This is a genomic window from Dactylosporangium sp. CS-033363 (assembly GCF_050942475.1).
Classification (GTDB): domain Bacteria; phylum Actinomycetota; class Actinomycetes; order Mycobacteriales; family Micromonosporaceae; genus Dactylosporangium.
Window position 1 is genome coordinate 10,045,124 of sequence record NZ_CP192032.1, and the last position, 26,294, is coordinate 10,071,417.

Consider the following 26,294-nt stretch of genomic DNA (forward strand, 5'->3'; position numbering starts at 1 on the left):
GAAAAAGCGTTGCGGGTGATCCACGGTGCTGGCTAAGTTGGGCGTACACGGGAAAGGAGGTGGTCCAAAGTTGTGTAGCAATGGGACTCGTGAGGTGACTGTCCGCTAGTCGCCGTCCTCTGGACTCGCACTTCGTGTGTCCGCCCGGATGGCGGTCAGGCGAATACGAGACAGCCACCCAGCCCCCGAGGCTTTCCGGTGTCAGTCCAACCGGCCCACGCGCAACAGCGCGGGAACCTCGGGGGCTGTTCCATGTCCGGAGAAAAGTCCGGAGAAAAGTCCGGAGGATGGGCCCCGAACGAGGGGCCTCCGGAACCACGGGGCCGTCCGGCGGTTCTCGTGCGGGCCGGGAATTCCCTATCCTGTGGCGGTGATCTCCGCCAAACGGCTTCGCGCTCATGTCGAGGCGCTCACCGCGCTCGGGCCCAGGTTCGAGGACCAGCCGGGGGTACCGGGCTGCTTGCGGTACATCACCGACCAGCTCTCGGCGATGGGGCTGAAGGTGCGCGTCGAGCGGTACGGGACCGAGCTGCACCAGGTGAACCTCGTCGCCGAGATCGAGGGGGGCACCTCCGACGACGCGGTCGAGCTCTGTGCGCACTGGGACTCCGTGGAGCACACGCCCGGGGCCGATGACAACGCGAGCGGGGTGGCCGGGGTGCTGGAGGCCGCGCGGGTGCTGCGCGATGCCGAGCTGCCGGCGCGCACGATCCGGTTCTGCCTGTTCGGCGGGGAAGAGGCGCACTTCGACGGGAGTGCCGCGCACCAGGCGTTCATCACCGCGCAGACCGAGGCGATCGTGTTCGAGATGATCGGGTACACCGCGGCCTACCAGCGGTTCCCCGAGGAACTGGCCGGCTTCATCCAGGCGCCCGAGCGCGGGGACTTCATCGGGCTGGTGGCCGACGAGCCGTCGCAGGGGTTGCTGACGCGGTTCGCGAGGCACATCGCAGTACCGACGCTGCCTCTTGTTCTTCCGGCATTCGCGCAGGAAGTGGCGATGCGCAGCGATCACGTGCCGTATTGGGAGGCCGGGCGGCGGGCGCTGCTGGTGACCGACACGGCGGACTATCGCAACCCGAACTATCACGGGCCGGGCGACACCGCGGACACGCTCGACTACGACTTCGCGGCCGGGGTCGTCGAGGCCGCGGTGCAGACGATCGCCGAGCTGGCGCAGTGACGCAGATCACGATGGGGTGCGGTGGCCGGTGTCCATTCGACTGCTGATCGCCGACGACCAGGCGCTCGTGCGCGGTGCGCTCGCGGCGCTGCTGGATCTCGAGGCCGACCTGAGCGTGGTGGCCGAGGTCGGGCGCGGGGACGAGGTCGTCGCGGCCGCGCGGGAGCACCGGCCCGACGTCGCGCTGCTCGACGTGGAGATGCCGGGGCTGGACGGGATCGCGGCCGCGGCGGCGCTGCGCAAGGCCGTGCCGTCGTGCAAGGTGCTCATGGTGACCACGTTCGGACGGCCGGGATATCTGCGCCGGGCGATGGCCGCGGGCGCGTCCGGCTTCGTGGTCAAGGACACGCCGGCCAAGCAGCTCGCCGACGCGGTCCGCCGCATCGCTCAGGGCCTGCGCGTCGTCGACCCCACGCTGGCCGCGGAGACGCTCGCGAGCGGGGACAGTCCGCTGACGCCGCGCGAGGCCGATGTGCTGCGCGCCGCCCGCGAAGGGGGCACGGTCGCCGACGTCGCCGGGCAGCTCGGCCTCTCCGAGGGCACCGTGCGCAACCATCTGTCGGCGGCGATCGGCAAAACGGGGGCGCGCACACGCGCGGAAGCGGTGCGGCTGGCGGACGAGAACGGCTGGCTCTAAAGGGATGGGCGTCAACCTAAGGGCTGAATGATTCCGGCCGGGGACGTAGAGTCGCGGCATGACCGCACTTCTCGCCAGCGGCCGCGACGCGGACATCTATGCGCTCGACGAGCGGCGAGTACTCCGGCGGTACCGGCGCGGCGGGGACGTGACGGCGGAGGCGGCCACGATGCGGTACGTCGCCGATCATGGATTTCCGGTCCCGCGCATCTACGAGGCCGAGGGTGCCGACCTGGTCATGGAGCGCCTCGAGGGCCCGACCATGCTGCAGGCCCTCGGCGACAACACGCTCGACCTGAGCTCCGGCGCCACCGTGCTGGCCGACCTGCTGGAGCGGCTGCACAAGGTGCGCGTGCGCTCGGCGACCGACCCCGGCACCCGCATCCTGCACCTCGACCTGCACCCCGAGAACGTCATCATGACCGAGGGCGGGCCCGTCGTCATCGACTGGCGCAACAGCTGCGAGGGGCCGCCGGAGCTGGACGTGGCGATGACGGCGCTCATCATCGCGACCGTCTCGGTGCTGCCCGGGCACCGGTTCGAGCACCAGGCGGAGCCGTTTCTCGACACCCTGATGAGTTGTACCCGCGACAACCCGCTCTCCCAGCTCGAGGCGGCCGTGCACCGGCGGGTGGCCGACCCCAACGTGACCGCCGAGGAGAAGGCGCACCTCCACGAGGCCAAGCTCCTGGTGACCACGGCGGCGCGGGCGCACTTTTAAGGCCCGAGATAACCCGATCGGGGCGGCGTCCGCGCGTCCGGGCGGCGCCACGCTTCTGTTCATGGAAGAACTCTTCGTCCGGCAGGTGGACATCGGCGTGGCCGACATGGACATCGAGGTCGACGACCGGCTCACCACCACCCGCGTCGTCGTCGAGCGGGCCACCGCCACGGACCGCCACGGCGGCAAGGACCGCGAGCTCCTCCTCGTGTACGGCGCGGCCGAGACGAAGGCCGTGGCCGAGGCCCTGCAGCGCGCGTCGGAGCTCGCCGGCCACTAGCTATTGTTGAGTGCTCAACTAAAGCGCTACTCTCCAGTACATGACCGAACTGCCCCTCCTCGCGCAGCACCTCGCCGAGGCCGTCCCCGCCAGCCGCGACCAGCGGATGTGGACGCCCGAGGACGGGGCGCTGCCGAGCCTGTACATCAGCCACGGCGCCCCGCCCCTGCTCGAGGACGCCCAGTGGATGCGCGAACTGCTCGACTGGACCCTCCAGCTGCCCAAGCCCAAGGCGATCCTCATCGTCAGCGCGCACTGGGAGTCCGCCCCGCTCAGCGTCTCCGCGACCCCGGCCGCCACCCCGCTGGTCTACGACTTCGGCGGGTTCAAGCCGGTCTTCTACCAGCTGCAGTACAACACGCCCGACGCCGCCGGCTTGGCCGAGCAGGTGGCCGCCCTCATGCCCGACACCGAGCCGCTGTACGAGCACCGCAGCCGCGGCCTCGACCACGGTGCGTGGGTGCCGCTGATGGTGATGTACCCGCTCGGCGACGTTCCGGTGCTGCAGCTCAGCCTGCCCACGCACAACCCGGACCGGCTGCTCGAGCTCGGCCGCCGGCTCCGGCCGCTGCGCCAGGAGGGCGTGCTCGTGATCGGCTCCGGGTTCATGACCCACGGGCTGCCGTTCCTGTCCCGCGAGCACTGGACCGGGCACGGCAACCCGCCCGGCTGGTCGGCCGACTTCGACGCCTGGGCCGCCGACGCCCTCGCGCGCGGGGACGTCGACACGCTGACGCGGTACGCCACCCAGGCCCCCGGCATGCCCTACGCGCACCCGACGGCGGAGCACTACTCGCCGCTGTTCGTCACGCTGGGCGCCGCCGACCAGCCCGACGCGCCCGTGCGCTCGGTCATCGACGGGTACTTCATGGGCCTGTCCAAGCGCTCGCTACAGACGGCCTAGGACCTTCTCCCGGGTCCGCTCGGGCAGCGCGGTCGCCACCACGAGCCGGGGCAGCAGCTCCGGCTCGATGGTCAGCGCCCGGAACGCCAGGCCGATCGTGACGTCGTGCGCGGGCGTGTGCACCACGCGGATCTCGTCGCCGGCGCGCACCGCGCCGGGCGTGATCACGCGGAGGTACGCGCCCGGAATCGCGCGCTGCGTGAACGTCTTGATCCAGCCGCGCTCGCCCAGCCAGCCCGCGAACGTGCGGCACGGGATGCGCGGCGCGCTGACCTCCAGCACGACCTCGTCGCCGATCAGCCACCGCTCGCCGATGCGCGCGCCGGTGACGTCGAGCCCCGACGTGCTCAGGTTCTCCCCGAACACGCCGCCGGCCAGCTCGCGCCCGAGCTCGGCGGACCACTTGTCGAGGTCCTCGCGGGCGTACGCGTACACGGCCTGATCGGGCCCGCCGTGGTGCCGCGTGTCGCCGACCAGGTCGCCGGCCACCCCGGTCTCGACGCTCCCGCGCGGCCCGGGCACGCCGATCGCCACCGGCCCGTCGACCGGCCGCTTGTCGATGCCGGTCAGGTCGACGTCGGAGTGGTCGGTCGGCACGAGCGCCCCGACGTTCACGGAGATGAGGTAGGCCACTCCGGCAACCTAACGGTAAGGCGCCGATGACCACCAGGTCATTTCAGGCGCTGATCAGCGCAAGGTCCTCGCCCGCGCGAATTCCAGGCCCGCCGACGGTACTGACAATGCCCCCCGGCCCCGCATGCACCACCCGCGCGCCCGCGAGGTAGCGGATGGCCACGTTCTCCGCGAAGTTCCGGCCGTTCGGGAGCCCGCCGGCGGCCATGATCGTGCCGATGTCGACGCCCCACACGCGGTGCCCCTCGTGCCCGTCGCGGAAGAGCACGGCCACGTCCCCGCTGAGATAGGCGTCATAGACGATCCGCACACCGAGATTGATGCGCAACGCGAGCAGCTCGTCCCCGCTCGCTCCCGTGGCGAGTTCGACGCTGGACGATTCGACGGTGTCGGCACCCCAGACGTGCTCATACCAGAGGCGCTGCCCGTTCGGGATTTCGATGTCGTACCGCACGTGCTCCCCCGCCACCACCCCGCCGATCGGCGACCACAGGTGGGCCGCCGTGGCCGTCAGCTTCGGAGCGTCCCCGAGCGGCAGCTCGACCGGCTCGGAGCCGACCCCGGTGATCGAGGCGCTCGCGACGCGCAGCGTGGTGGTCACGGGCGTCCACCCGTGCGTGCCGTGCAGCAGTCCGTCGATCTGCACCCGGTCCGGCGCCCGCCCGAGGCACTCCCCCGCGGCCTCGGCGAGCCCCTCCTCGCCGAGCCCGAAGAGCTCCACCTCGGCCGCGCTCGTCGCATGGCGGTCCTGCCCGTGGGCATTGACGCTCGACGACGCATAACACTGGCCCGCAACGATCGACAGCTCAATGCTCATGACCGGCCCCCGAAAGATCACGCAACGTTACGCACACGTTACAGCCAGCCGAACGGACTTGACCTTGGAACCGGGCGCCCGCAACTAGCGTGATATTCGGACAAATGCTGATATAGGAGATAAGTCGCGGCGCGTCAGCGCCCGACTTATCTGAGCCAGCCCCTACGAGCCGGCGGGCGCCGTCAGGAACGAGGGCGCCGACTGTTCGGCCGGCTTCACCGCGGTCGCCTTGCACAGGCGGAGCTCCGCGTCGAAGGACTCGTCGTCCAGGCTCCGCTTGGCCGCCGCCGCCATGTCGGCCGCGTTCGCCGTGTGCCGCTCGATCTCCGAGGCCTCCTGGTACGCGCGGAACTTCCGGTCGCGGATGACCCGCTGCAGCATGAGCTGCTGCGCGAACGGGTGCGCCTTCGGGTCCCAGCCGTCGCGGTGCATCAGGGCGTCCGCGAGGTCGCTGGCCGAGATCTCGCCGCGGTCGTGGGCGGCGTTCACCATGCGCACGAGGTGGCGGCGGCGGTTCTCCGGGTCGTCGCCGGTCAGCGGGAAGGCGTTCGCGCGGCGCAGGCGGCTGACGTCCTGCTCCGACTCCTCGAACGCGCGCCAGGCCGCCTCCTGCGTGCGCTGGGCCGCCTCCCATTCGTTGCGGCGGCGGTCGGCCATGGCGGTGGCGCGCTCGGCGGCGACGGCGACTTCAGCGCAGTACCGCTGCAGCTCCTGAAGCTCTTGGGCACCTCGCTCGGCCTTGGCGAGCTTCTCGCGCTTCGCGTCGGGGTCGCGGATCGCCTTGCGCAGGCGGCTCCACCACGACGGGCCACCCTGGCCGCGCCGGGACATGTGGGACATCACGAAGAACGCGATGATGGCGGCGGCCAGCAGGGCCAGCCAGATGGTCAGGGCTTGCTGCATGCCGTGCGAGAAGTTCTGCATGACTGGGGCACCTCGGGGGGAACGAGACCGGTCAGGGAGAGGTTCGTCTCACGCCAGGTGCGGCGGTGGGGCCCGGCCCGCGACCGCGCCCACGGACCGGCCGTCGGGCAGGACCAGGTCGGCGGTGACGGCGGCCGGCGCGGCGAGCGCGGCCGGCTGCGGAGAGTCCACTGTGGACTCCTGCGCAACCGCCGGGGCGGCGTGCAACGACACCGCGGCCGGGCGCTGGGGGTCCACTGTGGACGGCAGGGCGGGGGTGAAGCCGGCGCCGATGATCAGGGCGCACACGGCCATCGCGAGTCGTCGCACGCTGCGCCGCAGACGGCTGGGCGGCGAGACGACCTGCATGCCATCAAACATGCCCGCTCGGGCCGAAGGTCGCAACCGGAGGTGAAAAAACCTACAGTGGCGCGGTGGATCTGACCGTCATCCTCGGCCCGATGAAGAGCGGCAAGTCGCTCGAGCTGGTGAGCCTGCTCTCGCCGCTGCAGTACACGGACGCGCGGCACCGCGTGTTCCAGAGCGCGCGGCACGTGCGCGACGCCGGCGTGGTCTCGCGCAGCGGCGCCGCCCTCGCGACCGTCAAGGCCACGTCGCTCGCCTCCGCGCTGGACGAGGAGCTCGACGTCGTCGGCATCGACGAGGTGCACATGTTCAACCTCGCCGACATGGACGTCGTGCGGCAGCTGCTGGTGCGGGGCACCCGGGTCGTCGCCGCGGGCATCGACCTCGACCACCGCGGCGAGCTGTTCGCCCCGGTCCGGGCGCTGCTGGAGCTCGGCCCGGCCGCGGTCACCTACCGCCGCGCCGTGTGCGACTGCTGCCGTTCCTTCTCCGCCGTGTACACCCAGGTGCTGGAGCACGGCCGCCCGATGATCCGCGAGCTGCCGCCCTCGACCGCGCTGCCGGACGACGGGACGTACACGTACGAGGCCCGCTGCCGCATCTGCGTCGTGCTGCCGAGCGTCACGCCGCGGCCGGCTCCAGCGCGAACCGGGGATTAGGCGTCGGCCGGCCGAAGTGGTAGCCCTGGGCGTAGCGGTAGCCCAGCCGGTACAGCTCGGCCGCCTGCTCCGCCGTCTCCACGCCCTCGGCGATCGCGTCGAGGTTGAGCCCGTCGCTGACGTTGATGAGCGCGGTCGCGATGACCGAGTGCCGGCCCGCCATGGTCACGTTGTCGACGAAGGACTTGTCGACCTTGAGGATGTCGACCGGGCACGTCTGCAGCAGCCCGAGCGACGAGTGGCCGGTCCCGAAGTCGTCCAGCGCGATCCGCACGCCCAGGCGGTGGACCGCGTCGAGCGCCTCGATGGCCCGTCCGCCGCCGAAGACCGCGGTCTCGGTGACCTCGATCGCGAGGCGCTCTGCGGGCAGGCCGGTCGCGGCCAGTACCGCGGCCACCACCTCGGCGAAGTCCGGCTCGGCGAGCTGGCGCGCGGACACGTTGACGCTGACCTTGCCCGGCGCCGCCGGCCCCAGCTCGGCCAGCCAGGCCGCCGCCTGGGAGCACGCCTCGAGCAGGATCCACGCGCCGAGCTCGACGATCTGGCCGTTGCGCTCGGCGACCGGGATGAAGTCGGCCGGGCTCATGAACCCGAGCTCGGGGTGGTGCCAGCGGATCAGCGCCTCCACGCCGGCGAGCTCGCCGCGCGGGAGGGCCACGATCGGCTGGTACACGAGCTGGAACTGGCCCTTGTCCAGGGCCTCCCGCAGCTGCGCGCCGAGGCGGGCGTGCTCGGACGCGCGCTGGTCGAACTCGGGGCGGAAGCGTTCCTGGCGGGTCTTGGACTCCTTCGCGGCGTACATCGCGACGTCCGCCCGGCGCAGCACCTCGAACGGGTCCCGGGTGCCCTCCGCGTCCGCGACGCCGATGCCGGCCTGCACGAGCAGGTGGTGCTCCCCGGCGTACACGGGCTGCTCCAGCGCCGCCGCCAGTTCCCCGACGAGCGCGTCGGCCGCGGCCGGGCCGGTGTCGGGCATCAGCACCGCGAACTCGTCCCCGCCGAGCCGGGCCACCCGGTCGCCCGGGCGCAGGACGCCGGTGAGCCGCCGCCCGACCGCCGCCAGCAGCTGGTCGCCCACGGCGTGGCCGAGCCCGTCGTTGATCCCCTTGAAGTCGTCCAGGTCGATGAAGGCGACCTGCGGGTGCCCGCCGCGCCCGAGCTCCTGGCGGATCATCTCCTCCAGCAGCCGCCGGTTGGGCAGGCCGGTGAGGTCGTCGCGCATGGCGAGGTCGCTGAGCTGGTCGGCCTGGGTCTGCACCTGGGCCACCAGGCCGCCCATCCGCACCACGACGAGCAGGAACAACACGGCGGCGACGGCCCCGATGGCGAGCCAGTCCATCCGCTCGACGCCGGCGAGGCCCTGGGCCAGCAGCAGGGCCGGCGCGATGAGGGAGCTGACGGCGAGGACGGCCAGGCGCCCGCGCGACAGGCTCGACCCGGCCGGCCCGGCGGGCTCGGTCAGCGTGCGCATGGACGGGTGCAGCGCCGCCGCGCCGAGCGCCGCGTAGGACGCGAGCCAGCCGGCCTGGATCAGCCCGGCGGGCAGGGCGGAGCGGGTCGCCAGCACCGTGAAGCCCACGTCGGCGACGCACATCAGCAGCGTGCTCGCGACCAGCAGCCAGTAGCTCGGCGTGCGCCTGACCCGCCCGGTGAGCAGCCGGGCGAGCAGCACGAGCAGGATCACGTCGGCCATCGGCGAGGCCAGGGCCAGGCCCCGGTCCAGGAACGGGACGCCGCGGGCCTCGGCGAGCGGCTGCACCACGAACACCCAGAACAGCAGGCCGGCGCCCGAGGCGGTGATGCCCGCGTCGATCAGCCCGGCCTTGTCCCGCCCGTGCGCGCGCAGGAGGCGCCAGAGGCCGATCGCGATGGGGACGTACGCGCCCAGGTAGAAGACGTCGGTCACCGAGGGGAAGGGGACGGTGCCGCGCTGGCGGTAGATCAGGCCGTAGATCACGTCGCCGAGGGCCCACAGGGCCATGCCGGCGGCGAGCAGGTGCCACACGCCCGGGCGCGCGGGCCGGTGCCACCGCACGCCGAGCAGGATCATGATCACGGAGCCGAAGCCGAGGCCCTCGTAGGCGGCGCTCGCGGCCCAGGACATCCCGGGCAGCAGGGGGTGCGAAGCGGCCGCCAGACCGCCCACCAGAAGCCAGACGACCCACAGCCGCCGGCTCATCCGCTCTCCCACGCGTGGGCTATCGGCACCGCCCCCACCGGGTTGAGCATTGTGACCTGGTTTTATACCCCCCGGGGGTTCCAGGAAAGCGCGCTATGCTTTCCGGCATGACTGCGCCGACGCCGCGCGGGTACACCGCGACGAAGGACCAGCTCCAGAGCCGCCTGCGCCGCATCGAGGGCCAGGTCCGCGGCGTGGAGAAGATGGTCGACGAGGACCGCTACTGCATCGACGTCCTCACGCAGATCAGCGCCATCCAGGCCGCCCTGGACAAGGTGGCCCTCGGGCTGCTCGACGACCACGCCCGCCACTGCATGCACAACGGTGCCCAGGAGGGCAACGGCGAGGAGATGGCCACGGAGATGATGGCCGCGGTTGGCCGCCTGCTCCGCCGGGGATAACGCCTCCATGCCCGACTATGCGTACGTGCGGCAGACGGACGGTTTCACCTGCGGCCCGACGGTCGCCATGGTCGCCGCCGCCGCCCTGGACCCGCAGTACGGCGCGACGGTCACCGACCCCGCGACCGAGCAGCACCGCATCCACGCCGCGGCCAACCGGCTCTGGCCCCGCAAGCTGGGCACGACGCCCTGGGGCGTGGCCGCGTTCATCTCGCGGCACACCGCTCCGCTCGGCGTGCGGTACGGCTGGCGGCTCTTCCGCGGTGACCTCGGCCCGGCCATCGCGGCGGTCGAGTGCGACTGGCCCGTCGCCATGCTGATCGGCCAGGGCGTCCCGCGGCACTGGGTTCTGATCGTCGGCCACGAGGGCGACGAGCTGCACTGCTTCAACCCGGCCCGCGGCGTGGTGACCACGATCCCGGTCGCCGACGTGCGGGAGCGCCGGCTGGAGCCGCTGGGCTTCCCGCGCGCCTACGCGCTCGTCCTGCCGCGCCACGTCGTCTGATTTCGTGCCGTGGTACCGCTGACCTACCTCAAGGGCGACGCGGCCAGCCCCCAGGCCGCCGGGCCGAAGATCATCGCGCACGTCTGCAACGACCTCGGCGGCTGGGGCAAGGGCTTCGTGCTCGCCGTCTCCCGCCGCTGGCCGGAGCCGGAGCGCGACTACCGCGCCTGGCACCGCGAGCGCGCCGGGAACGACTTCGCACTCGGCGCGATCCGGGTCATTTCCGTCAGAGCGGACATCTGGGTCGCGAACATGATCGGCCAGCACGGCATGCGCACCGGCTCGAAGGGCCCGCCCATCCGGTACGACGCGCTCGACCGCTGCCTGGCCGCGCTGGCCGGCCACGCCCGGCGCCTCGGCGCGTCCGTGCACATGCCGCGCATCGGCGCCGGCCTGGCGGGCGGAAAATGGGAGCGCATCGAGCCCTTGATCATCGAACGGCTCTGCGCCCAGGAGATCCAAACCGTCGTGTACGACCTAACCTGAACACCGACGCCGCCGAACATCGTCCGCTGGGAGTGTGCAGTGAGGCGCATCCTGAGTCTGCTGCTGGTCGCCGTCGTGGTGGCCGGCTGCTCCAACGACGAGAAGAGCATCCCGGAGCCCGGCACGCCCGCCGCCGGCCCGGTCAAAGCCATGAAGCACGCCGACGCGCAGGCGCTGGCCGACAAATACCGCACCGAGGCCGTGGACACCCTCGGCACCCCGCTGTCCGGGACCCCGACGAGCAACCTGATGGCCTGCGAGGGCACGGGCACGTTCACCGCCATCACGTACGGCGATGTGCCCGTCCCCGCCGCCCAGCAGCCCGCGGCCCTGCAGAAGCTCCGGGACCACTACACGAGCGCGAACTACACCGTCGCGCCCGCACCGACCGACGGCACCAACGTCCTGAACGCCACCACCGCCGACCGCGTCATGATCACCATCGACGCCGACAGCCCCGACACCCTGCGCGTCAACGTCGCGACGCCCTGCTACTCGTCGGACGAGCCCCTCTAGATCGCGTCGCGGACCCGGTCGGCGAAGGCGACATCGCGCCCGGCCGGGAACGCCGCCGCGAAGCCGAGCACGCCGCGCTCGTCGTGCAGCCGCACCAGCACGTGCGGGCACCCGTCCCCGCCCAGCGCCGCCATCCCCGCGGTCGCCAGCAGCGCGACCGGCTCCCGCGCGCCCACCGCCCGCACCGCGGGGCGCGACGCGATCCCGACCACGGTCCCGGCGACGACCCGCCCCTCCCGCCGCAGCTCCACCCGGTCCCCGACCCGCGCCCCGCCGCCCACGAGCAGCATCTCGGCGGCCCCGGCCGGCATCCGCCCTTCCTGGAGAGCAAAGCTGCGCATGGCGGTGTCGCCGGTCGCGGTGACCGCGGTCCCCTCACGTTGCCCGGCCACGCTGACGCCGTACAGCTGCTCATCGCACTCGGCGGCCGCGACGTCCGGCCTGGCCCGAATGGCCGCGACCTCGTCGGCGCTGAACGGCCCCTGCACCCGCACGTGCGCGCTTCCGGCCAGGTCCGCGAAGTGCAGCCCCGACTCCTGCACCAGGTCGTGCGCGGCGAACAGCACCACCCCGGCCAGCACCGCCACCGAGATAACCGCCGTGCGTATGTCCACGGGCGGATGATATGCAGGGAAGGTGACGTACGTGACTGACCCGCGCGTCGACGCGTACATCGACGCACTGCCGGCCTGGCAGCAGACCATCTGCCGCCAGGTCCGCGACCTCGTGCACGCGGCCGACCCCGAGGTGACGGAGACCGTCAAGCGCACGGTCCAGCCGTACTTCGTCCTGCAGGGCAACATCTGCGCTCTGCTCGCGGCCAAGACGCACGTGAACGTCTTCCTCTACGACGGCGCCATCGTCCCCGATCCGGACGGCATCATCACGGCGGGCCACGACAACAAGACGGCCCGCACGGTCGCGGTCCACGAGGGCGGCGAGCTGCCCACCGCCCCGCTCCTGGCGATGTTCCGCCAGATCATCGCCAACAACCGCGCCGGCGGCTGGCGCAAACTCAAGCCCCGCGACTAGGCGATCTCGCCGTACAGCCGCAGCAGGCTGTTGAGTTTGCGCAGCTTCTCGATGGTCCCGGCCGGTGGCGGATCGGGGTTGAAGTGCATGACGTCGTTGCGGATCTGCCGGATCTCGTCTAGCCGTTCGATGAAGGTCGCGCGGTCCAATGGCCAGCCGAGGCTCGACCAGACGCCCGGATCGGCGAGCACCCGCTGGTACTCGCCCATCGTCAACTCGTCGAACGAGCGCACCCGGCGGTTGCACACCGCGCCCACCTGATCGAGGTCGACGTCCCGCGCGATGATCCGCCGGAGACTGCGGTCGAGCTCGCCGATCTGGAAGAACGGCATCGCCATCTCGCCGTACGCCTGCACCACGTCCGAGGTGGTGACGATGCCGGCCACGATGTTCTGCTCGTTGCGGACGAAGACGAACCCGTTGCGCTGCAGATCCGGCAGTACGTCGATGAGCTCCTTGTCGTACCGCACGTCGACCGCCTCCGGGTCGATCGCATCTGAGAGCTTGGCGTGCGGATCGGCGTGCCGGGCGTGCGCGATCGACTTCCAGGTGATCGCGCCGCGGAGGTTCCGCGGACCATTGAGCACGGCCAGCTGCGAGAAGTCGTTGAGCAGCAATTTGGTGATGGCCTCCTCGAACGTCGCGTTCGGCGCGACGGACTTGAGGCCGCCCAGCGCGGAGGGCAGGTTGCCGACGGTCAGGCCGATCGGGTCGTCGGCGGCATCGCTCTCGTCGGCTGCGGCCGCGGGCGCCCCGACCTGCGCCACGGACGCCTCGTCGGCGTCGCCGGATGAGACGATCAGCCGGACCGTCGAGTCCAGCGTCACCTTGCGGAAGCTCGGCGAGGTGATCAGCCCGTGGTTGGCGAGGTCGGCCTCTATGCGGGTGATCTGGTCGCCGCGGTCCTTCGCGCCCCACAGCGACAACAGCTCACGGACCGAGAACTCCTCCGGGTGCTGCTCGTCCGCGCGCCGACGGGCCTCGCGGAGCCGCTCGTGCACCCGCAACTCCCGGGTCTCGTCACCGGGCTCCTCCGTCGCGGTCGCCACGGCGCGGTCGAGCAGATCCTGGCGCAACGCGTCGAGCGGCTTGCCGGTCTCCACCACGGTCCAGGCCAGCCAGCCGTCGACGGCGCGCATGCCGGCTGCGACCATCGCGGCCCGGGACGGCGACTGGAACTCCTGCCCGTCCGGGATCAGCCGCACCTTTCCGGCCTCAGTGACCTCGGCGTGGTACGTGTCGCCGACCCGGCGGCGGACGAACCGCAGCTTCGCCCCGGGCCTTAGCAGCCTGGCCTCAAGCAGATCGCGGACCTGCACCCGTCGGCCACCGAGCAGGTACATGGAGCGCTGCGCGGGCACCGCCGGCACGGCGGTCAGAACGGTGTCGGTCATGGATTCCACGTCCTCATCCGGCCCGCAGCCCGGCGTGCTTGCTACGGGCGGCGACGAGCAGGTTCAGAATCCGCCGGGCCAGGTCGGGCTTGGTGCCGCTCGACGGGATGTTGAGCGTCTTGGCGACCGACTTCAGGTTCGTCGCCGACAGGTTGTGCGCCGCCAGCCGTTGGGTGGCCTCAGCCACCGTCTCGCAGGCGCGAAGCTCGGCCACGACCGCCTCCGCGTCGAACTCGACGTTCCGTGCAGCCGGCTTGCGCAACTTGGGTGCGACCGTGATCGGGAGGGCCGACGCAACTGGAGCCGTAACCGCGACCGGACCGGATCCGCCGTCGACGACCCCGAACGACAGGCGACCATCGGCGAGCGCGGCGAGCTGATCGGCAGGCAACTCGGCCAGGAACGCCGAGACGCGGGCCTGGAGCCGTAGGAACAGCGCAATGTCGCTCACCTGGCAATGCCCTTGTCAATGCCGCGCTGGATCTCGGCCGCCAGGGTGCGGAACTCGACCACGACCTCGTCGGTGACCGGCGACCGCAGCACCATCGGCACTCCGTCCTCGCCGGCGTCCCCGAAATGACGCGGGCTGTCGCGCATCACACCGCTCAGCACTGGGATCTCGCCGTTGAGGCGCACGTCCTCGATGTAGTACTGCTGCGTCCCGATCGGCTTGTTGGCGTAGAACTTCACCATCGTGAAGACCACCCCGAGGAACCGCGTCTGGATCGGCCGGTCGGCTCCGGCACCGTGGGCGGCGTAGTCGTTGTACTCGGCGACGAGGGTGTCGCAGTTGCCGACGAGGTACTGGATGCCCAGTGTCGACAGGTAGTCGGCCTTCGCCGGCACCAGTACGTGGTCGCTCGCGACGATCGCGGTCTTCGTGACGAGACCGAAGTTCGGCGCGCAGTCGATCAGGATCAGGTCGTACTCCTGGAACCGCTCGTGCTGCAGGGCCCGCGCCAGGCAGCCATGCAGGTCGAGGAACTTGCGCTTGGACTCGCCCAGCGTCGTGCCCCCGCCGAGCCGGGCCGCAAGCTTGAGGTCGATGTCGATCAGTTTGAGGTGCGAGGCAATGAGGTCGAGCCGGCCACCCGTCTCGGTGAGCTGGTCATTGACCGTGGGCGGCGTGACGATCAGGTCCTGCAGCGCTATCTCACGGCCGGGCATGTCGCCCTCGTACCACCGCATGATCGTCGTATCTTTGCGCAGTTCCTCGCGCCATTCGTCCATGCTGTAAAACGAGAACGTGAGGTTCGCCTGAGGATCAAGATCGATCAGCAGCACCTTTTGTCCGAGATTGGCGATCTCGGCGCCGAGATTGGCGGTGAGCGTGGTCTTGCCAACGCCACCCTTGTAGTTCATGACCGCGATGACCTGCATGATGGTCCTCCAACGATCGGTCTGCCGGGTATCGCGACCCTAACCGGCACACCGGCCGGGAAACATGCCCGATCCCGGAGAAGAAATCACCGATGGCGCGAATTATCGCGGCGACACTGGCGGGGCGCTGCAGCTATTCCGACTTTACGACCATCCCCGCTGGCAGCGGATTGCAACACCTGTCGGAATGAAATTCCGGTTTGGTCGCAACCCAAAATTATCGCACGTGGCCCACGCAGGGGTCGACCACGTGCGATCGGATGAAGATTTCGGCATGTTCGGCGCTTCGCCGCGACGGATGGATCCGTGTAGGGCTAGGCCGGCCGGAGGACCGGCCGGCCCGCGTGGACGCGCTCGCGGAGGGCGGCGAAGCCGACCAGGAGCTCCGCGCCGCCGCTGATCGTCTCGCCTTCCACCAGGTCCGGTTCGAACTCGGCGTCGTAGGCGATCGCGCCGGCGCGCAGGTCACCGTGGATCATCACCAGCTTGTCGGTCATCTCGCCGGCGAAGAGGCCGACCTCGACGTTCCCCTGGACGATCAGCTTGGGATCGCACCAGAGGAAGACGTCGCGCGCCCTCAGCGTGCCGAGCACCACGAGCGCGGCCGCGCCGTCGTCCTCGTCGTAGAGGTTGCCGTCGACGGTGAGGGAGCCGTCGACGATGTACCCGGTGACGGCGCCCGCGCCCGCGCCGAACGGGTCACCGTTGAGCCGCAGGTCGCCCGCGAGGTGCGTGTCGCCGCTCACGAGCAGGTACTCCTCGTCGTAGAGGTTCTCGTACGACGACTCCGGCAGCCCCCGCCGCTCGAAGAGCTGCACGGCCTCGTCCCACGTCAGTTCGCGAGTCTGCATGCGGCACGGTAGCAAGCCGTGATCCACTCACCGGCCCGATGGGGTTCGCTCCAGCTCGGCCTGGTGCTCGCGAGCGGTGTGCGCGCCGTTGGGGTGACGTCGCGTGCGGAAGGCGAGCAGGAGGAGTACCGAACCCAGAAGCGCGACGAGAGCGGCCGTCGCGGCGGTCGTGTGCATGGCCGCCACGAAGGCGTCGTTGGCCTGCTCGGCGAGGTCGGGCCGGTGCAGGGCGTCCGCGACCGCGCGGGTGTGCTCGGCCGAGGGCTCGGCGGCCGCCCGCGCGGCGTCGGGCAGGCCGGACAGCGCCGGGCCGATCCGGTCGCGGTACGTCGTGGCCAGCACGGTGCCCAGCAGCGCGATGCCGAGCACGCTGCCGACCTGCCGCACGGTGTTGTTGACGGCCGATCCGGCGCCCATGCGGTCCAGCGGCAGCACGGCGATGACGGCGGCGACGGTGGGCGCGATCGTCATGCCCATGGCGGTACCGCTGACAAGGCCGACAAGGCAGAACCAGACCAGCGGCGTGTCGACGTCGAACCACAGGTTGGCGAGGAACGACGCGGCGACGACGAGCAGGCCGCCGCCGCTGACCAGGGCCACGCCGTGTCGCTTGGCCAGCCGCGCGCCCAGCACGGAGCCGAGCGCGACGCCGAGCGCGCCGGGCAGGAACGCCAGGCCGGTGTCGAGCGCGCCCATCCCGCGGGCGCCCTGTAGGTAGAAGTTGCCGTAGAACATCTGGCCGGTGATCGCGAAGAACAGCGCGGCCAGCGCGACGTTGCCGGCGCTGAACCGGCCGTTGCGGAACAGCCGCGGGTCGAACGACGGCTCCCGCGAGCGCCACTCGAAGACCGTGAACGCCGCGAGCAGCGCCAGCCCGGCCAGCACCGGCCCCCACACCCGCACCCGGGCCCAGTCGGTGTCCTGCCCGGCCTCGATGAGGCCATAGGCCAGCGCGGCCAGCCCCGCGGTGGACAGCACCAGGCCCAGCGGATCGGGACGGCGCTTCGTCGCCAGTTTCGGATTCGGTACCACCAGTGCCACGCCGATCAGCGCCACCGCCACGACGGGCAGGTTCACCAGGAAGACCGACCCCCACCAGAAGTGGTCCACGAGCACGCCGCCGAGCAGCGGGCCGAGCGCGACGCCGACGCCGCTGGACGCCGACCAGGCCGCGATCGCGCCCGCGCGCCGCTCGGGCGGGAACGTCGCGCCGATGATCGCCATCGAGGTCGGCATCATCATCGCCCCGCCGAGGCCCATCAGGCCGCGGGCCAGGATCAGGCCGGTCGCGTCGCCGGCCCAGGCGGCCCAGATCGAGGCGGCCCCGAAGACGGCGAGGCCGAGCACCAGGATCGTGCGGTGGCCGTACCGGTCGCCGAGCGCGCCGGCGGCGAACAGGGCGGTGGCGAAGAGCAGCGCGTACGAGCCGACGGCCCACTGCAGCTGCCCGGGCGTCGCGCCGAGGCCGGTGCGCGGGTCGGCGATGCGCTCCAGCGCGATGCCGAGGATGGTCGTGTCGATCCAGATGAGCACGGCCGCGAAAACGAGCACCGACAGCACGCGCCGCTGCCGAGGTAGATTTATTGACAGGTCCCTGACGGTCATGTTGGCCACACTCCACGATTGACAGGTTCCTGTCAATCGTGGCGCGGCGCACAATGTGGAGGTGACTCCTCCGATCGACGCCTGCTCGACCTTCCTCGTCCGCCACGCCTGGCTCACCCTGCGCGGCGTCGTCGCCGAGGCGCTGATCGAGCACGAGCTCTCGGTCGCCCAGTTCGCCTCGCTGCTGCTGCTGGACGAGTCGCCCGGCATGTCCGTGGCCGACGTGGCCCGCAAGGTCTCCACCGCCCGGCAGTCGGCCAACGAGATGCTCACCGGCCTGGAGAAGGCCGGCCTGGTCGAGCGTCGTCAGCACCCGAACGATCGGCGCTCCCAGCAGATCTTCCTGACCGACGCCGGACGGGCCCGGCTGGGCGAGGCGGTGCCCGCCGTACAGGCCGTCGAAGCCCGTCTGGCCAGCGGTTTCACCCAGGAGGAGCTGGGCGTCGTGAACGCCTGGCTGCGCCGCATGACCGAGGCGCCGGCTGCGGAGAGCGAGGAGATCCCCACGCTCTGAGCTGGACATGGGTGTGTCCCGCGTCACATCATGGAGTGGGCGGGAGGTGCGGCATGGAATTGCTCGGCGGCATTCACGGCATGCAACACGCCATCCAGACACCGGTCGGCGACCCGGCGTTCGGCACCCGGGTGTCACACGCGGTGGCGGAGCTCAAGGCGGCGTTCGCGGAACACATCGAGGTGACCGAGGGCCCGGGCGGGCTCTACGCGGGGGTGATGCACGACGCCCCGCGGCTGGCCCCCTACCTCAACAGCCTGGTCGGCGACCACCGTTCGGTGTGGACGGCGCTGGACGAGCTCGAGGGGCGGCTCTGCGACCGGCACTCGCCCGAAGTGGTGCGCCGGGACGCGGACCGGCTCATCCAGGAGATGTGGGAGCACCGGCAGCGGGGCGCGGACCTGCTGTACGAGGCCTACACGACCGACCTCGGCGGCGAGACCTGACGATCCCCTTACGTCCCCGGCGCTCGTGCGGCGATCCATCGTCCGCGCTTTAGGCTCGAACAATGGGGCAACGCGTACTGGTGGTTGACGACGACCCGACCGTCAGCGATGTCGTGCGGCGATACCTGGAGCGGGCCGACTTCGGCGTGCGTCTGGCGGGCGACGGGCAGTCGGCGCTGGACGAGTACACCCGCGAACGCCCGGACCTCGTGGTGCTGGACCTGATGCTGCCCGGCATCGACGGGCTCGAGGTGTGCCGGCGGCTGCGCACCCAGGACCCGACCCTGCCCATCATCATGCTGACCGCCCTCGGCCAGGAGTCCGACCGGGTGCTCGGCCTGGAGATCGGCGCCGACGACTACGTCACCAAGCCGTTCTCGCCGCGCGAACTGGTGCTGCGGGTGCAGTCGGTCCTCCGCCGTACCGTCCCCGCGCCCGCCGCCGACCGCTCGGACGAGCTCGTCGACGGCGACCTGCGCGTGGACGTCGCGCGCCGCATCGCCACCCTGCGCGGCCACGAGCTCGGGCTCACCGTGCGCGAGTTCGACCTGCTGGTGTTCCTCATGCGCAACCCGGGCCGGGTGCTGCGCCGCGCGGAGCTGCTCGAGCAGGTCTGGGGCTGGACCTTCGGCGACCAGTCCACCGTCACCGTCCACATGCGACGGCTGCGGGAGAAGGTCGAGGACGACCCGGCCGAACCGAAGCGGATCCTCACGGTGTGGGGCGTCGGATACCGGTACGAACATGTCTGACAACATCCCCGACGTCCTGCGCACCTTCGCGCTGGCGCTGACGGTCTCCCTGTTCGTCGCCGTCATCGGGCTGGTCGTGCTGCGCGCCCTGCGCGGCCGCTCGGTCACCGCGCACATCGTCGTCATCCTGTTCATCACCGTGCTCAGCGTGCTCGCCGGCATCGTGAGCTCCGCGCTGGCCATGTTCATCTCGGATCACGACCTCGACGTGCTGCTCATCGTCGTCGGTACCGCGGCCACGGTCTCCCTCGCCGTCGGGCTCTGGGCGGCCCGGCGCCTGGCCCGCGCCAGCATGTGGGCGGTCGAGGCGCGGGAGCGCGAGCGCACCGCCGAGGCGCGCCGCCGCGAGCTGGTCGCCTGGGTGTCGCACGACCTGCGGACCCCGCTGGCCGGCCTGCGCGCGATGGCCGAGGCGCTCGACGACGGCGTGGTGGACGACCCGGAGACCGTCGCGGAGTACCACCGCCGCATCAGCGCCGAGGCCGACCGCATGGCCGGCCTGGTCGACGACCTGTTCGAGCTGTCCCGCATCAACGCGGGCGCGCTGCGGCTGGCCTTCGCCGACGTACCGCTGGGCGAGCTGGTCTCCGACGCGATCGCCTCGGCCTCACCGCTCGCCGCGGCCGAGCGGATCAGCATCGTGGCCGAGCCGACCACGGGCTGGCCGGTGGTGCGCGGCTCGGTCCCGGAACTCTCGCGCGTCGTGGACAACCTCATCCGCAACGCGATCCACTACACCCCGCCAGACGGCACGGTCACGGTCACCGGCGGCCAGGACGACGACGGCGGCGGCTGGCTCGCGGTGAGCGACACGTGCGGCGGCATCCCGGACGCCGACCTGCCGCGGGTCTTCGACGTGGCATTCCGGGGCACTCCGGCGCGGACACCCGCCCGCGGTGCCGGCGGCGGGCTGGGGTTGGCCATCGTCCAGGGACTCGTCGAGGCCCAGCACGGCTCCGTCGCCGCGTCCAACGTCGGCGAGGGCTGCCGCTTCATCGTGCGGCTGCCCAGTGCTCTTATGGGAGAAGGCCGTCCAGCGCGTGCCGGCGCGGGACGGCCGGGGCCCGCTGCCGCTTAGCACTCAGTGCTGCAGGCCGTCCAGCGCGTGCCCGCGCGGGACGGCCCGGGCCCGCGGCTGCTGCCTAGCTCTCTTTGGAAAGGCCGTCCAGCGCGTGCCGGCATGGGTCGTCCGGGTTCTGCGGCAGCTGCGGGATGAGGTCGAGCAGGACGCCGCGCAGGCGGTCCGTGTTCTCCCCGAAGACCCGGAAGACCTCCTCCTGGGTGACCCCGTGCTCGCCCTCCACGCCCGCGTCGAGGTCGGTGACCAGGGCGATCGAGGTGTAGCAGAGCGCCAGTTCCCGGGCCAGCACCGCCTCCGGGTGCCCGGTCATGTTCACCACCGCGCCGCCGATCGCCGTGAACCACCGCGACTCCGCCCGGGTCGAGAAGCGCGGCCCCTCGACGACCACCATCGTCCCGTCCCCGGCCTCGATGCCGTGCTCGGCCAGCACTTTCTTCGCTGTTGTACGGCCTGTGGCGCAGTACGGATCCGCGAAGTTCACATGCACCGCGCCGGAGTCGTAGAAGGTCTGCACCCGCCCCGACGTGCGATCGATGAGCTGGTCCGGCACCACGAACGTCCCCGGCCCCAACTCCGGCCGCAAACCCCCGACCGCACAGGGCGCCAGCACCTGTGACACGCCGATCTCCTTCAGCGCCCACAGGTTCGCCCGATAGGGGATCCGATGCGGCGGAAACCGGTGATCCTTTCCGTGCCGGGGCAGAAACGCGACGCGCCGCCCGCCCACCGTGGCGACCGTGATCGGGTCGGACGGTGGGCCATACGGCGTGTCGACCACGTGTTCCTCGGCGTCGTCGAGGAGGGCGTACAGCCCCGATCCGCCGATCACGGCGACGTCCGCGAGTGAGGTCACGGAACAGACCCTAACCGGGACGCGCGGGTCAGGCTATGGTGCGAGACATGACCCTCGCACCGCCCTTCGACGTTTGCTGGTGGGGCTGATGTCCATGCACGGGGATCTCGGTGAGCCCCCGACCGGTCGCGGGTCACCGAGACCAGGCAATTCCGGCACGGGCCGGGGAACGTCCAGGCAGCGTCGAGGGAGGGCGATGGAGTCGCTGACGGGCCGTCTGCTGGTGGCGACGCCCGCGCTCCGCGACCCCAACTTCGAGCGCACCGTCGTCCTGGTAGTCGCCCACGAGGAGGGCGGCGCCCTGGGCGTGGTGCTCAACCGCGCCACCGAGGTCCAGGTAGCCGACGTCCTCGGCGGCTGGGGCGCCCTGGCGGGCGAACCCCCGGTCGTCTTCGAGGGCGGCCCGGTCCAGCCCGAAGCCGCGATCTGCCTGGCCCGCACCCGCCCCGGCGTGGAGGACCTGGCGGGCTTCAACCGAGTCTCCGGCGCGGTGGGCACAGTAGACCTGTCGGGCGACCCCGATCTGCTGGTAGCCGGAGTCCTGGGCGTACGAGTCTTCGCCGGCTACGCGGGCTGGTCCCCCGGCCAGCTGGAACGCGAAATCGAGGGCGGCTCCTGGTTCGTCTTCGACGCCCTCCCGAGCGACGCCTTCGCCCCGCGCCCCGACGACCTGTGGCACATGGTCCTGCGCCGGCAGGGCGGCCTGATGGCGGCGGTCGCCCACTACCCATCGGACCCGACCCAGAACTAGGGATACCCGATGTGACCCCTACCCCGGGTATGTGTACTATTCCGTGAGTGCCCGCGAGAGCGGAGCACACCAGATGGGGCCGTGGCGCAGCTGGTAGCGCACCACACTGGCAGTGTGGGGGTCAGGGGTTCGAGTCCCCTCGGCTCCACCCGTCTGAGAGCACGACAAACGCCCTGGTCATCGCGGGTCACCGCGACGCCAGGGCGTTCACCGTTTCAGGGCTTAACCGGCCCGCGTGCCACTACCGTGCCACTTCAGGCGTTGATCTTGCTTCCGGCCGTCTCGATCAAGGCATCGAGGGCCGACGCGATCGCGTGATCCCGATCACGAGTGGCGTGCTGGTAGATCATGGCCGCCCGGGTGCTGGAGTGGCCGATGCGGGCCATGAGTTCCTTGAGGGTGGCGCCGCTCTGCGCCGACCAGGTGCTCCCGGTGTGCCGGAGGTCGTGTAGGTGCAGGTCGAGATCAGGTGAGATGCCCGCATCCCGCAGTGCCTTGCGCCAGATCCGGTTGAAGTTGCGGCGCCGCGGGATGCCGCCCTGCGGGCCGACGAACAGCCGGCCGTGCGGACCGGGCTGGGCGTACTCGGCCAGGTGCGACTCAATGTCGGCCCGCAACCCGCCGGGAAGGCTGATCGGGCGCTTCCCGGCCTCGGATTTCGGGTCGTCGTCAACCTGCGTGCCGTCCTCCATCTCGACGGTTGCCCGGCGCACCCGCAGCTCCATCGTGTCGAGGTCGATGCTCCGGCGCCGCAGCGCGACCAGCTCCCCGAACCGCAGTTGCGCGAAGGTCGCCAGCAGTACGAGCAGCCGATAGCGGGGCTGGATGCCGGCGGCGATGGCGAACACCTGATCGAGGGTCGCAATCGGCCGCTCCTCCGACTTGAACGTCGCGGCGCCCTTGATCCGGCACGGGTTGCGCCGGATGAGGTCGTCGTCAACGGCCGTGTTGAACACCGCGTGCAGGATGCGGTACGTCTTCGCCACGGTCGACCGGCCAACCTCGGCGTCGAGCAGCCCGGTACGCCACGCACGGACCTTCGGCGGCGTGATCTGGATCAGCGTCGAGGTACCGAAGGCGGGCAGGACGTGTAGGCGGATGTGCCGCTCGTACTCCTCTCGGGTGCGCGCCTTCAGGTCGCGGTCGCGGAGCCAATCGGCCAGGTACTCCCGCAGCGGCACGTTCCCGGCGTCCGGATCAAGCCACTCGCCGCGCAGCATGTCCGCCTCGGTCTTCACCAGCCACCGGTTGGCGGCCTTCTCCGACTCGAAGGAGTGTGGCGCCGGGCGCTTGATGCCGTCCGGACCGGTGTAGCGGACCTGGTACCGGCCGGAAGGGAGCTTGCGCACGCTGCCGAAGCGGCGGCGCTTCGGATCGGTCTCCGGCACTACGCAGCCCTCCGGCGGCGCGGCGCCACGGTGCTCGCCTCGATGTAGGCATCGAGCACCGAAGCGGCGATGCGCACGTGCCGGCCGAACCGCTTGAACTCGATGCGCCGTTCCTCGATGAGCCGCCGGGGGAACCGTTCGGTCGTGCCGAGCACCTCGGCAACCTCGGCAACGGTCAGGTAGCGGTCACGGGAAGCGCGTTCGCGCGCGTTCTGGGGCAAGTTGAGGGCCTTTCCGGGAGCGGGGCGTTCCGGTGCATGGTCGGCGGCAGTAGCCGATGCGGAGCCACTCGCGGCCCGCTGTACGGGTCGTGGCGGCAAGATCTTACGCATGTCTATGTCTTCCTAACCGCGAAACGTTCTGAAGGGCTCTCAGCGGGCCGCCGACGATCGGCGGCGGGGGCATCTCGGCCCGAAGGGGGCCGGAGGCGGTGACACGGTGACAGCGGCGTGTTTCGGCCGTGTCTTCGCTGTTCAGATGGGGTGAGGTGCTGTCACCGCCCTCCGGTGACAGGCGGTGACAGCGGTGACAGCACGGTTGGACTGTCACCGCTGTCACCAGTTGTCACCGGGGGGCGGTGACAGCTACCGACTTGCCTTCACCTGCGGAAACGTCGCCGTCGAGGGCCGTTGTCACCGTGTCACCGCTTTCCGCCCCGTCTGGCGGCGCCTCGGCGTAGTCCGCGGCGCGCGGGTGCAACTCGTAGCCCGCGTCGGTGGCCCGCACCCAACCGTGCGCGGCGAGGGTGTCGAGCACGGCGACCACTTGGGCGGCCTTGGGTAGCTGCCGCTGCACGCGGCGGTGGAGCTCGCGCCGGGTGAAGGTGGCCATCCCCCGCTCGATCAGCGTGGCGAGCACGGACCGGGCGGTGTCGGTCACCGGGTCGTCGCCGATGACGTGCTGCGCGGCCTGGTAGTGGGCGATGAAGAACCCGGTCAGGCGGACCGCCTCGGCCATCCGGTCGGCGTCGATCGGCTGCCGCCACCCGTCAGCGGGGTGGTGCGCGACGTGCAGCAGCCCGGCCAGCCGGATTGTGGTGCCGGAGAGCTTGTTGGCCCACTCGCGGATGTCGCGCAGTGTCCCGCCCGGCCGGAGTTGCCGCTCAATGCGGTTGGCCGCCTCGGAGCGCACGGCCTTGGCCTCGTCGGTGAGGGTTACCACGGCCGGGTCGTCCCATTCGGCGAGCGTGGCGGCCAGGTCGTGAATCTGCCGGCCGTAGCGCTCCCCGGTGTGCTCGGGAACCGGCGCGGCGTCGTCGTTGCGCCACCCCGCCCGGGAGCGGGGCAGCGCGAACAGGAACCGCGCGGGCAGGCCACGCCCGGCCAGGTCGCCATTGCCGCCGAACTTCCGCAGTACGGAGGGCTGCGCCATGACGCCGACGGTGAGCGCGGGCCGGAGGATGTACTCCCCTTCCCGCCCGGTGCGGTCCACGAGCATCGGCCGTCCCGCGTGACCCTTCAGGTACGGGTCAAGGTTCGGGCTGGCCGAGTACCGCCCGGCGAGGGTGTCGAAGATGCCGCCCTCGTCGGAGATGAGCGCCATCCGCCCGCCATTGGCCGCCATGAGGCCGGTGAGCTTCTCCGGCGTCACGTCGTCGGCGACGAGGCGGGGCAGCGACGGCACGGTGATGGCCTCGGCGGCCAGGGCGGCGGCCACCGCCTCGGCCGTAGCGTCGTCGCGCTTGCCCGACTCGGCCCGCGCGGCGGTCGCCTTGGCCTGTTCGGCGGCGCGGGCGGCCACGTCCTTGAGCGTGGCCGCTTCCTCGATGCGCGGCCGGGCCAACTCGGCGAGGGTCTGTTGCGCGGTGAACAGCGGTGCGGTCAGCGCACCGTGCACGGGGCTCTTGCGCTCCCCCGGCTCGGCGATGACGGCCACGAACACGTTGACCGGCTCCCGCCAGCCCGGCTTGGCCTCGACTTCCAGCCGCCCGCCGGCACACGCGGAGAGCACGGCCAGGGCGACGGTGCCCGCCATCGCGGTGTCGGTCTGGGTGAACTCCGCGACCCCGGCCACCATGTCGGCCAGCCATCCCGGGTAGACGTCGACCGGGAACGGCGGCGGCGCCGCTCGCCCGCCGAGCGGCACGGGCATGTCCCACAGCGCCGGGGCCGGGGCAACCGGCGGCGCGTCGCCGGTGACGAGTTGCAGGCGCGGCGCGGTCATGCCGCCCGCCCCTCGACCACGACCGCCACGTGCTCGGCGCGGAATCCACCGAGGATCGCCGCGCGGATCTCGCGGTCGGTCTGCTTAGCGCGGCGTCCGGCGTCGGTCAGGGCGGCGACGGCGGCGGCCTGGTCGAGGGCTCCGACGGCCACCATCCGCGCCACCCCGCGGGCCGCGCCGTACAGCGTGGTCCGGCGGCGCCCCTTCGGCGCAGCGGCCACCTTAGTGAGGTGCGCACGCAGCAGCGCCGCCGGAGATGAGATGCCCCCCGCGCTGCGCGTCGGCGTAGGCCCCGTCGGGCGCTCCAAGGCGGGGGTCTCGTTCGGCCGGCACGCCGCCACCAGTGCGCGGGGCATCTCAACCATTGCCCGCCCACCGACCCACCGGTACGGGCGGCCGGTCCGCGGGTGGATCGAGGGCGGCAGCACCACGTAGCCGCCGTCGGCGCGTACGTCGATGCCGTTGCCGAGGCGGCCTTGGCTGCACAGGACCGGTTCGGCGGGGTGGCGGTAGTAGAGGTGCCAACCGCCGCTGCCGGTTGCCACGCTCGCGGTGGGCGGCATGAGCGCCGGGTCGACCTGGCCGCCGTGACCGGGGTCGATGTCGACCACGACCGTCCCGGATGGCGCGCCCGTGCGCAGCGCCAAAAGGCCGCGGGGGTTGGCCGCGCACATCGCCTGGATGCGTCGCGCGTCGGTGGTCGCGGCGTAGAACCCGTGGCAGGTCAGGCAGCCACAGGCGGCCGGGTTGTGCTCGGCGTCGGCGTCCCGGCAGGGCGGACAGTTGGCCATCGGGCGCTTAGTGCGGCCGAGCAGGAACACGGGCCAGCCGTGCTCGGCGTAGCGGATCGCGTTGCGCAGCAACGCATCAGGGGCCGTACGAGGTTCCAACGTA

Annotated in this window: 32 protein-coding genes and 1 tRNA gene; 17 read left to right on the plus strand and 16 right to left on the minus strand. The window is 71.5% G+C overall.

Going from position 1 to position 26,294, the window contains the following annotated elements; all coding sequences use genetic code 11:
- The first annotated feature begins 370 nt into the window (after positions 1-370).
- The 5 genes from ACQPZ4_RS46310 (at position 371) to ACQPZ4_RS46330 (ending at position 3,725) form a co-directional block, all read left to right on the plus strand.
- On the plus strand, positions 371-1,183 hold the full coding sequence (locus ACQPZ4_RS46310; protein ID WP_433051597.1) for a M20/M25/M40 family metallo-hydrolase: 813 nt from the start codon (positions 371-373) through the stop codon (positions 1,181-1,183).
- A gap of 28 nt (positions 1,184-1,211) precedes the next feature.
- Positions 1,212-1,820: a response regulator transcription factor gene (locus tag ACQPZ4_RS46315; protein WP_433051600.1), complete on the plus strand. Its 609-nt coding sequence runs from the start codon at positions 1,212-1,214 to the stop codon at positions 1,818-1,820.
- A 58-nt stretch (positions 1,821-1,878) separates the two neighbouring features.
- Positions 1,879-2,541, plus strand: a complete 663-nt coding sequence (locus ACQPZ4_RS46320; RefSeq protein WP_433051603.1) for a phosphotransferase — start codon at positions 1,879-1,881, stop codon at positions 2,539-2,541.
- 61 nt (positions 2,542-2,602) lie between these two features.
- A complete protein-coding gene (locus ACQPZ4_RS46325) occupies positions 2,603-2,821 on the plus strand; it encodes a hypothetical protein (RefSeq protein ID WP_433051606.1) in 219 nt (72 codons plus the stop codon).
- A gap of 40 nt (positions 2,822-2,861) precedes the next feature.
- On the plus strand, positions 2,862-3,725 hold the full coding sequence (locus tag ACQPZ4_RS46330; protein ID WP_433051609.1) for a dioxygenase family protein: 864 nt from the start codon (positions 2,862-2,864) through the stop codon (positions 3,723-3,725).
- Here ACQPZ4_RS46330 and ACQPZ4_RS46335 read toward each other — a convergent pair.
- The 4 genes from ACQPZ4_RS46335 to ACQPZ4_RS46350 form a co-directional block, all read right to left on the minus strand.
- Complete coding sequence (locus tag ACQPZ4_RS46335; protein WP_433051611.1) at positions 3,711-4,358, minus strand: MOSC domain-containing protein; 648 nt, start codon at positions 4,356-4,358, stop codon at positions 3,711-3,713. The two genes, ACQPZ4_RS46330 and ACQPZ4_RS46335, sit on opposite strands and share 15 nt — an antisense overlap.
- Positions 4,359-4,401: 43 nt before the next feature.
- A complete protein-coding gene (locus ACQPZ4_RS46340; RefSeq protein ID WP_433051614.1) occupies positions 4,402-5,175 on the minus strand; it encodes a hypothetical protein in 774 nt (257 codons plus the stop codon).
- 162 nt (positions 5,176-5,337) lie between these two features.
- Positions 5,338-6,099, minus strand: a complete 762-nt coding sequence (locus ACQPZ4_RS46345) for a hypothetical protein (RefSeq protein ID WP_433051617.1) — start codon at positions 6,097-6,099, stop codon at positions 5,338-5,340.
- 48 nt (positions 6,100-6,147) lie between these two features.
- Entirely contained in the window at positions 6,148-6,447 is a 300-nt protein-coding gene (locus ACQPZ4_RS46350; RefSeq protein ID WP_433051620.1) for a hypothetical protein, read from the minus strand.
- Between the two features lie 65 nt (positions 6,448-6,512).
- Between ACQPZ4_RS46350 and ACQPZ4_RS46355 the strand changes: the two genes are divergently transcribed.
- Positions 6,513-7,103 (plus strand): thymidine kinase, encoded by a 591-nt coding sequence (locus ACQPZ4_RS46355; protein ID WP_433051623.1) that lies wholly within the window; start codon positions 6,513-6,515, stop codon positions 7,101-7,103.
- On the opposite strand, the gene ACQPZ4_RS46360 is transcribed toward ACQPZ4_RS46355, so the two are convergent.
- Positions 7,066-9,282, minus strand: a complete 2,217-nt coding sequence (locus ACQPZ4_RS46360; RefSeq protein WP_433051626.1) for a putative bifunctional diguanylate cyclase/phosphodiesterase — start codon at positions 9,280-9,282, stop codon at positions 7,066-7,068. The two genes, ACQPZ4_RS46355 and ACQPZ4_RS46360, sit on opposite strands and share 38 nt — an antisense overlap.
- 107 nt (positions 9,283-9,389) lie before the next feature.
- On the opposite strand from ACQPZ4_RS46360, the gene ACQPZ4_RS46365 reads away from it, so the two are divergent.
- The 4 genes from ACQPZ4_RS46365 to ACQPZ4_RS46380 are packed head-to-tail and all read left to right on the plus strand — an operon-like array spanning position 9,390 to position 11,190.
- Positions 9,390-9,683, plus strand: coding sequence for a metal-sensitive transcriptional regulator (locus ACQPZ4_RS46365; protein WP_433051629.1), 294 nt, complete (start codon positions 9,390-9,392; stop codon positions 9,681-9,683).
- Positions 9,684-9,690: 7 nt separating this feature from the next.
- Positions 9,691-10,188, plus strand: coding sequence for a hypothetical protein (locus ACQPZ4_RS46370; RefSeq protein WP_433051632.1), 498 nt, complete (start codon positions 9,691-9,693; stop codon positions 10,186-10,188).
- Positions 10,189-10,197: 9 nt separating this feature from the next.
- Positions 10,198-10,674, plus strand: coding sequence for a macro domain-containing protein (locus ACQPZ4_RS46375; protein ID WP_433051635.1), 477 nt, complete (start codon positions 10,198-10,200; stop codon positions 10,672-10,674).
- Between the two features lie 39 nt (positions 10,675-10,713).
- On the plus strand, positions 10,714-11,190 hold the full coding sequence (locus tag ACQPZ4_RS46380) for a lipoprotein (protein WP_433051638.1): 477 nt from the start codon (positions 10,714-10,716) through the stop codon (positions 11,188-11,190).
- Here ACQPZ4_RS46380 and ACQPZ4_RS46385 read toward each other — a convergent pair.
- Positions 11,187-11,804, minus strand: coding sequence for a hypothetical protein (locus ACQPZ4_RS46385; protein ID WP_433051641.1), 618 nt, complete (start codon positions 11,802-11,804; stop codon positions 11,187-11,189). The genes ACQPZ4_RS46380 and ACQPZ4_RS46385 overlap by 4 nt on opposite strands.
- Before the next feature lie 31 nt (positions 11,805-11,835).
- Here ACQPZ4_RS46385 and ACQPZ4_RS46390 point away from each other — a divergent pair, with 31 nt between their 5' ends.
- Positions 11,836-12,222, plus strand: coding sequence for a DUF1801 domain-containing protein (locus ACQPZ4_RS46390; protein WP_433051644.1), 387 nt, complete (start codon positions 11,836-11,838; stop codon positions 12,220-12,222).
- On the opposite strand, the gene ACQPZ4_RS46395 is transcribed toward ACQPZ4_RS46390, so the two are convergent.
- From ACQPZ4_RS46395 to ACQPZ4_RS46415, 5 genes are all read right to left on the minus strand, one after another.
- Positions 12,219-13,616, minus strand: coding sequence for a hypothetical protein (locus tag ACQPZ4_RS46395; RefSeq protein ID WP_433051647.1), 1,398 nt, complete (start codon positions 13,614-13,616; stop codon positions 12,219-12,221). The two genes, ACQPZ4_RS46390 and ACQPZ4_RS46395, sit on opposite strands and share 4 nt — an antisense overlap.
- A 13-nt stretch (positions 13,617-13,629) precedes the next feature.
- On the minus strand, positions 13,630-14,067 hold the full coding sequence (locus tag ACQPZ4_RS46400; RefSeq protein ID WP_433051650.1) for a hypothetical protein: 438 nt from the start codon (positions 14,065-14,067) through the stop codon (positions 13,630-13,632).
- The gene (locus tag ACQPZ4_RS46405; protein ID WP_433051653.1) at positions 14,064-14,996 is read right to left on the minus strand and encodes a ParA family protein; all 933 of its coding nucleotides are present in this window, start codon (positions 14,994-14,996) and stop codon (positions 14,064-14,066) included. The genes ACQPZ4_RS46400 and ACQPZ4_RS46405 overlap by 4 nt, the downstream gene beginning before the upstream one ends.
- A gap of 314 nt (positions 14,997-15,310) precedes the next feature.
- Positions 15,311-15,847, minus strand: coding sequence for a hypothetical protein (locus ACQPZ4_RS46410; protein ID WP_433051656.1), 537 nt, complete (start codon positions 15,845-15,847; stop codon positions 15,311-15,313).
- A 27-nt stretch (positions 15,848-15,874) separates the two neighbouring features.
- Positions 15,875-17,398 (minus strand): MFS transporter, encoded by a 1,524-nt coding sequence (locus ACQPZ4_RS46415; RefSeq protein WP_433051659.1) that lies wholly within the window; start codon positions 17,396-17,398, stop codon positions 15,875-15,877.
- Between the two features lie 115 nt (positions 17,399-17,513).
- Here ACQPZ4_RS46415 and ACQPZ4_RS46420 point away from each other — a divergent pair, with 115 nt between their 5' ends.
- The 4 genes from ACQPZ4_RS46420 (at position 17,514) to ACQPZ4_RS46435 (ending at position 20,242) form a co-directional block, all read left to right on the plus strand.
- Complete coding sequence (locus tag ACQPZ4_RS46420) at positions 17,514-17,966, plus strand: MarR family winged helix-turn-helix transcriptional regulator (RefSeq protein WP_433051662.1); 453 nt, start codon at positions 17,514-17,516, stop codon at positions 17,964-17,966.
- Between the two features lie 53 nt (positions 17,967-18,019).
- The gene (locus ACQPZ4_RS46425; protein WP_433051665.1) at positions 18,020-18,412 is read left to right on the plus strand and encodes a hypothetical protein; all 393 of its coding nucleotides are present in this window, start codon (positions 18,020-18,022) and stop codon (positions 18,410-18,412) included.
- 62 nt (positions 18,413-18,474) lie between these two features.
- On the plus strand, positions 18,475-19,164 hold the full coding sequence (locus ACQPZ4_RS46430) for a response regulator transcription factor (protein ID WP_433051668.1): 690 nt from the start codon (positions 18,475-18,477) through the stop codon (positions 19,162-19,164).
- Between the two features lie 4 nt (positions 19,165-19,168).
- Complete coding sequence (locus tag ACQPZ4_RS46435) at positions 19,169-20,242, plus strand: sensor histidine kinase (protein ID WP_433067009.1); 1,074 nt, start codon at positions 19,169-19,171, stop codon at positions 20,240-20,242.
- A 64-nt stretch (positions 20,243-20,306) separates the two neighbouring features.
- Here ACQPZ4_RS46435 and ACQPZ4_RS46440 read toward each other — a convergent pair whose 3' ends face one another.
- Complete coding sequence (locus ACQPZ4_RS46440; protein ID WP_433051671.1) at positions 20,307-21,098, minus strand: S-methyl-5'-thioadenosine phosphorylase; 792 nt, start codon at positions 21,096-21,098, stop codon at positions 20,307-20,309.
- 196 nt (positions 21,099-21,294) lie between these two features.
- Here ACQPZ4_RS46440 and ACQPZ4_RS46445 point away from each other — a divergent pair, with 196 nt between their 5' ends.
- Positions 21,295-21,849, plus strand: coding sequence for a YqgE/AlgH family protein (locus ACQPZ4_RS46445; RefSeq protein ID WP_433051674.1), 555 nt, complete (start codon positions 21,295-21,297; stop codon positions 21,847-21,849).
- 75 nt (positions 21,850-21,924) lie between these two features.
- Positions 21,925-21,997, plus strand: a tRNA-Ala gene (locus ACQPZ4_RS46450).
- 106 nt (positions 21,998-22,103) lie between these two features.
- Here ACQPZ4_RS46450 and ACQPZ4_RS46455 read toward each other — a convergent pair.
- From ACQPZ4_RS46455 to ACQPZ4_RS46470, 4 genes are all read right to left on the minus strand, one after another.
- Positions 22,104-23,237, minus strand: a complete 1,134-nt coding sequence (locus ACQPZ4_RS46455; RefSeq protein WP_433051677.1) for a tyrosine-type recombinase/integrase — start codon at positions 23,235-23,237, stop codon at positions 22,104-22,106.
- On the minus strand, positions 23,237-23,569 hold the full coding sequence (locus tag ACQPZ4_RS46460) for an excisionase family DNA-binding protein (protein ID WP_433051680.1): 333 nt from the start codon (positions 23,567-23,569) through the stop codon (positions 23,237-23,239). The genes ACQPZ4_RS46455 and ACQPZ4_RS46460 overlap by 1 nt, the downstream gene beginning before the upstream one ends.
- A 232-nt stretch (positions 23,570-23,801) precedes the next feature.
- Positions 23,802-25,400: a YfjI family protein gene (locus ACQPZ4_RS46465; protein ID WP_433051683.1), complete on the minus strand. Its 1,599-nt coding sequence runs from the start codon at positions 25,398-25,400 to the stop codon at positions 23,802-23,804.
- The gene (locus tag ACQPZ4_RS46470; RefSeq protein ID WP_433051685.1) at positions 25,397-26,290 is read right to left on the minus strand and encodes a bifunctional DNA primase/polymerase; all 894 of its coding nucleotides are present in this window, start codon (positions 26,288-26,290) and stop codon (positions 25,397-25,399) included. Before ACQPZ4_RS46470 ends, ACQPZ4_RS46465 begins: the two co-directional genes overlap by 4 nt.
- Positions 26,291-26,294 lie beyond the last annotated feature (4 nt).

What these genes read in the sequence shown, in the direction of transcription:
- ACQPZ4_RS46320 (WP_433051603.1), top strand. Translation starts at nt 1,879, where the DNA reads ATGACCGCACTTCTCGCCAGCGGCCGCGACGCGGACATCTATGCGCTC.
- ACQPZ4_RS46325 (WP_433051606.1), top strand. Translation starts at nt 2,603, where the DNA reads ATGGAAGAACTCTTCGTCCGGCAGGTGGACATCGGCGTGGCCGACATG.
- ACQPZ4_RS46330 (WP_433051609.1), top strand. Translation starts at nt 2,862, where the DNA reads ATGACCGAACTGCCCCTCCTCGCGCAGCACCTCGCCGAGGCCGTCCCC.
- ACQPZ4_RS46340 (WP_433051614.1), bottom strand. Translation starts at nt 5,175, where the DNA reads ATGAGCATTGAGCTGTCGATCGTTGCGGGCCAGTGTTATGCGTCGTCG.
- ACQPZ4_RS46345 (WP_433051617.1), bottom strand. Translation starts at nt 6,099, where the DNA reads ATGCAGAACTTCTCGCACGGCATGCAGCAAGCCCTGACCATCTGGCTG.
- ACQPZ4_RS46350 (WP_433051620.1), bottom strand. Translation starts at nt 6,447, where the DNA reads ATGCAGGTCGTCTCGCCGCCCAGCCGTCTGCGGCGCAGCGTGCGACGA.
- ACQPZ4_RS46360 (WP_433051626.1), bottom strand. Translation starts at nt 9,282, where the DNA reads ATGAGCCGGCGGCTGTGGGTCGTCTGGCTTCTGGTGGGCGGTCTGGCG.
- ACQPZ4_RS46365 (WP_433051629.1), top strand. Translation starts at nt 9,390, where the DNA reads ATGACTGCGCCGACGCCGCGCGGGTACACCGCGACGAAGGACCAGCTC.
- ACQPZ4_RS46370 (WP_433051632.1), top strand. Translation starts at nt 9,691, where the DNA reads ATGCCCGACTATGCGTACGTGCGGCAGACGGACGGTTTCACCTGCGGC.
- ACQPZ4_RS46395 (WP_433051647.1), bottom strand. Translation starts at nt 13,616, where the DNA reads ATGACCGACACCGTTCTGACCGCCGTGCCGGCGGTGCCCGCGCAGCGC.
- ACQPZ4_RS46405 (WP_433051653.1), bottom strand. Translation starts at nt 14,996, where the DNA reads ATGCAGGTCATCGCGGTCATGAACTACAAGGGTGGCGTTGGCAAGACC.
- ACQPZ4_RS46410 (WP_433051656.1), bottom strand. Translation starts at nt 15,847, where the DNA reads ATGCAGACTCGCGAACTGACGTGGGACGAGGCCGTGCAGCTCTTCGAG.
- ACQPZ4_RS46425 (WP_433051665.1), top strand. Translation starts at nt 18,020, where the DNA reads ATGGAATTGCTCGGCGGCATTCACGGCATGCAACACGCCATCCAGACA.
- ACQPZ4_RS46430 (WP_433051668.1), top strand. Translation starts at nt 18,475, where the DNA reads ATGGGGCAACGCGTACTGGTGGTTGACGACGACCCGACCGTCAGCGAT.
- ACQPZ4_RS46445 (WP_433051674.1), top strand. Translation starts at nt 21,295, where the DNA reads ATGGAGTCGCTGACGGGCCGTCTGCTGGTGGCGACGCCCGCGCTCCGC.
- ACQPZ4_RS46460 (WP_433051680.1), bottom strand. Translation starts at nt 23,569, where the DNA reads ATGCGTAAGATCTTGCCGCCACGACCCGTACAGCGGGCCGCGAGTGGC.
- ACQPZ4_RS46465 (WP_433051683.1), bottom strand. Translation starts at nt 25,400, where the DNA reads ATGACCGCGCCGCGCCTGCAACTCGTCACCGGCGACGCGCCGCCGGTT.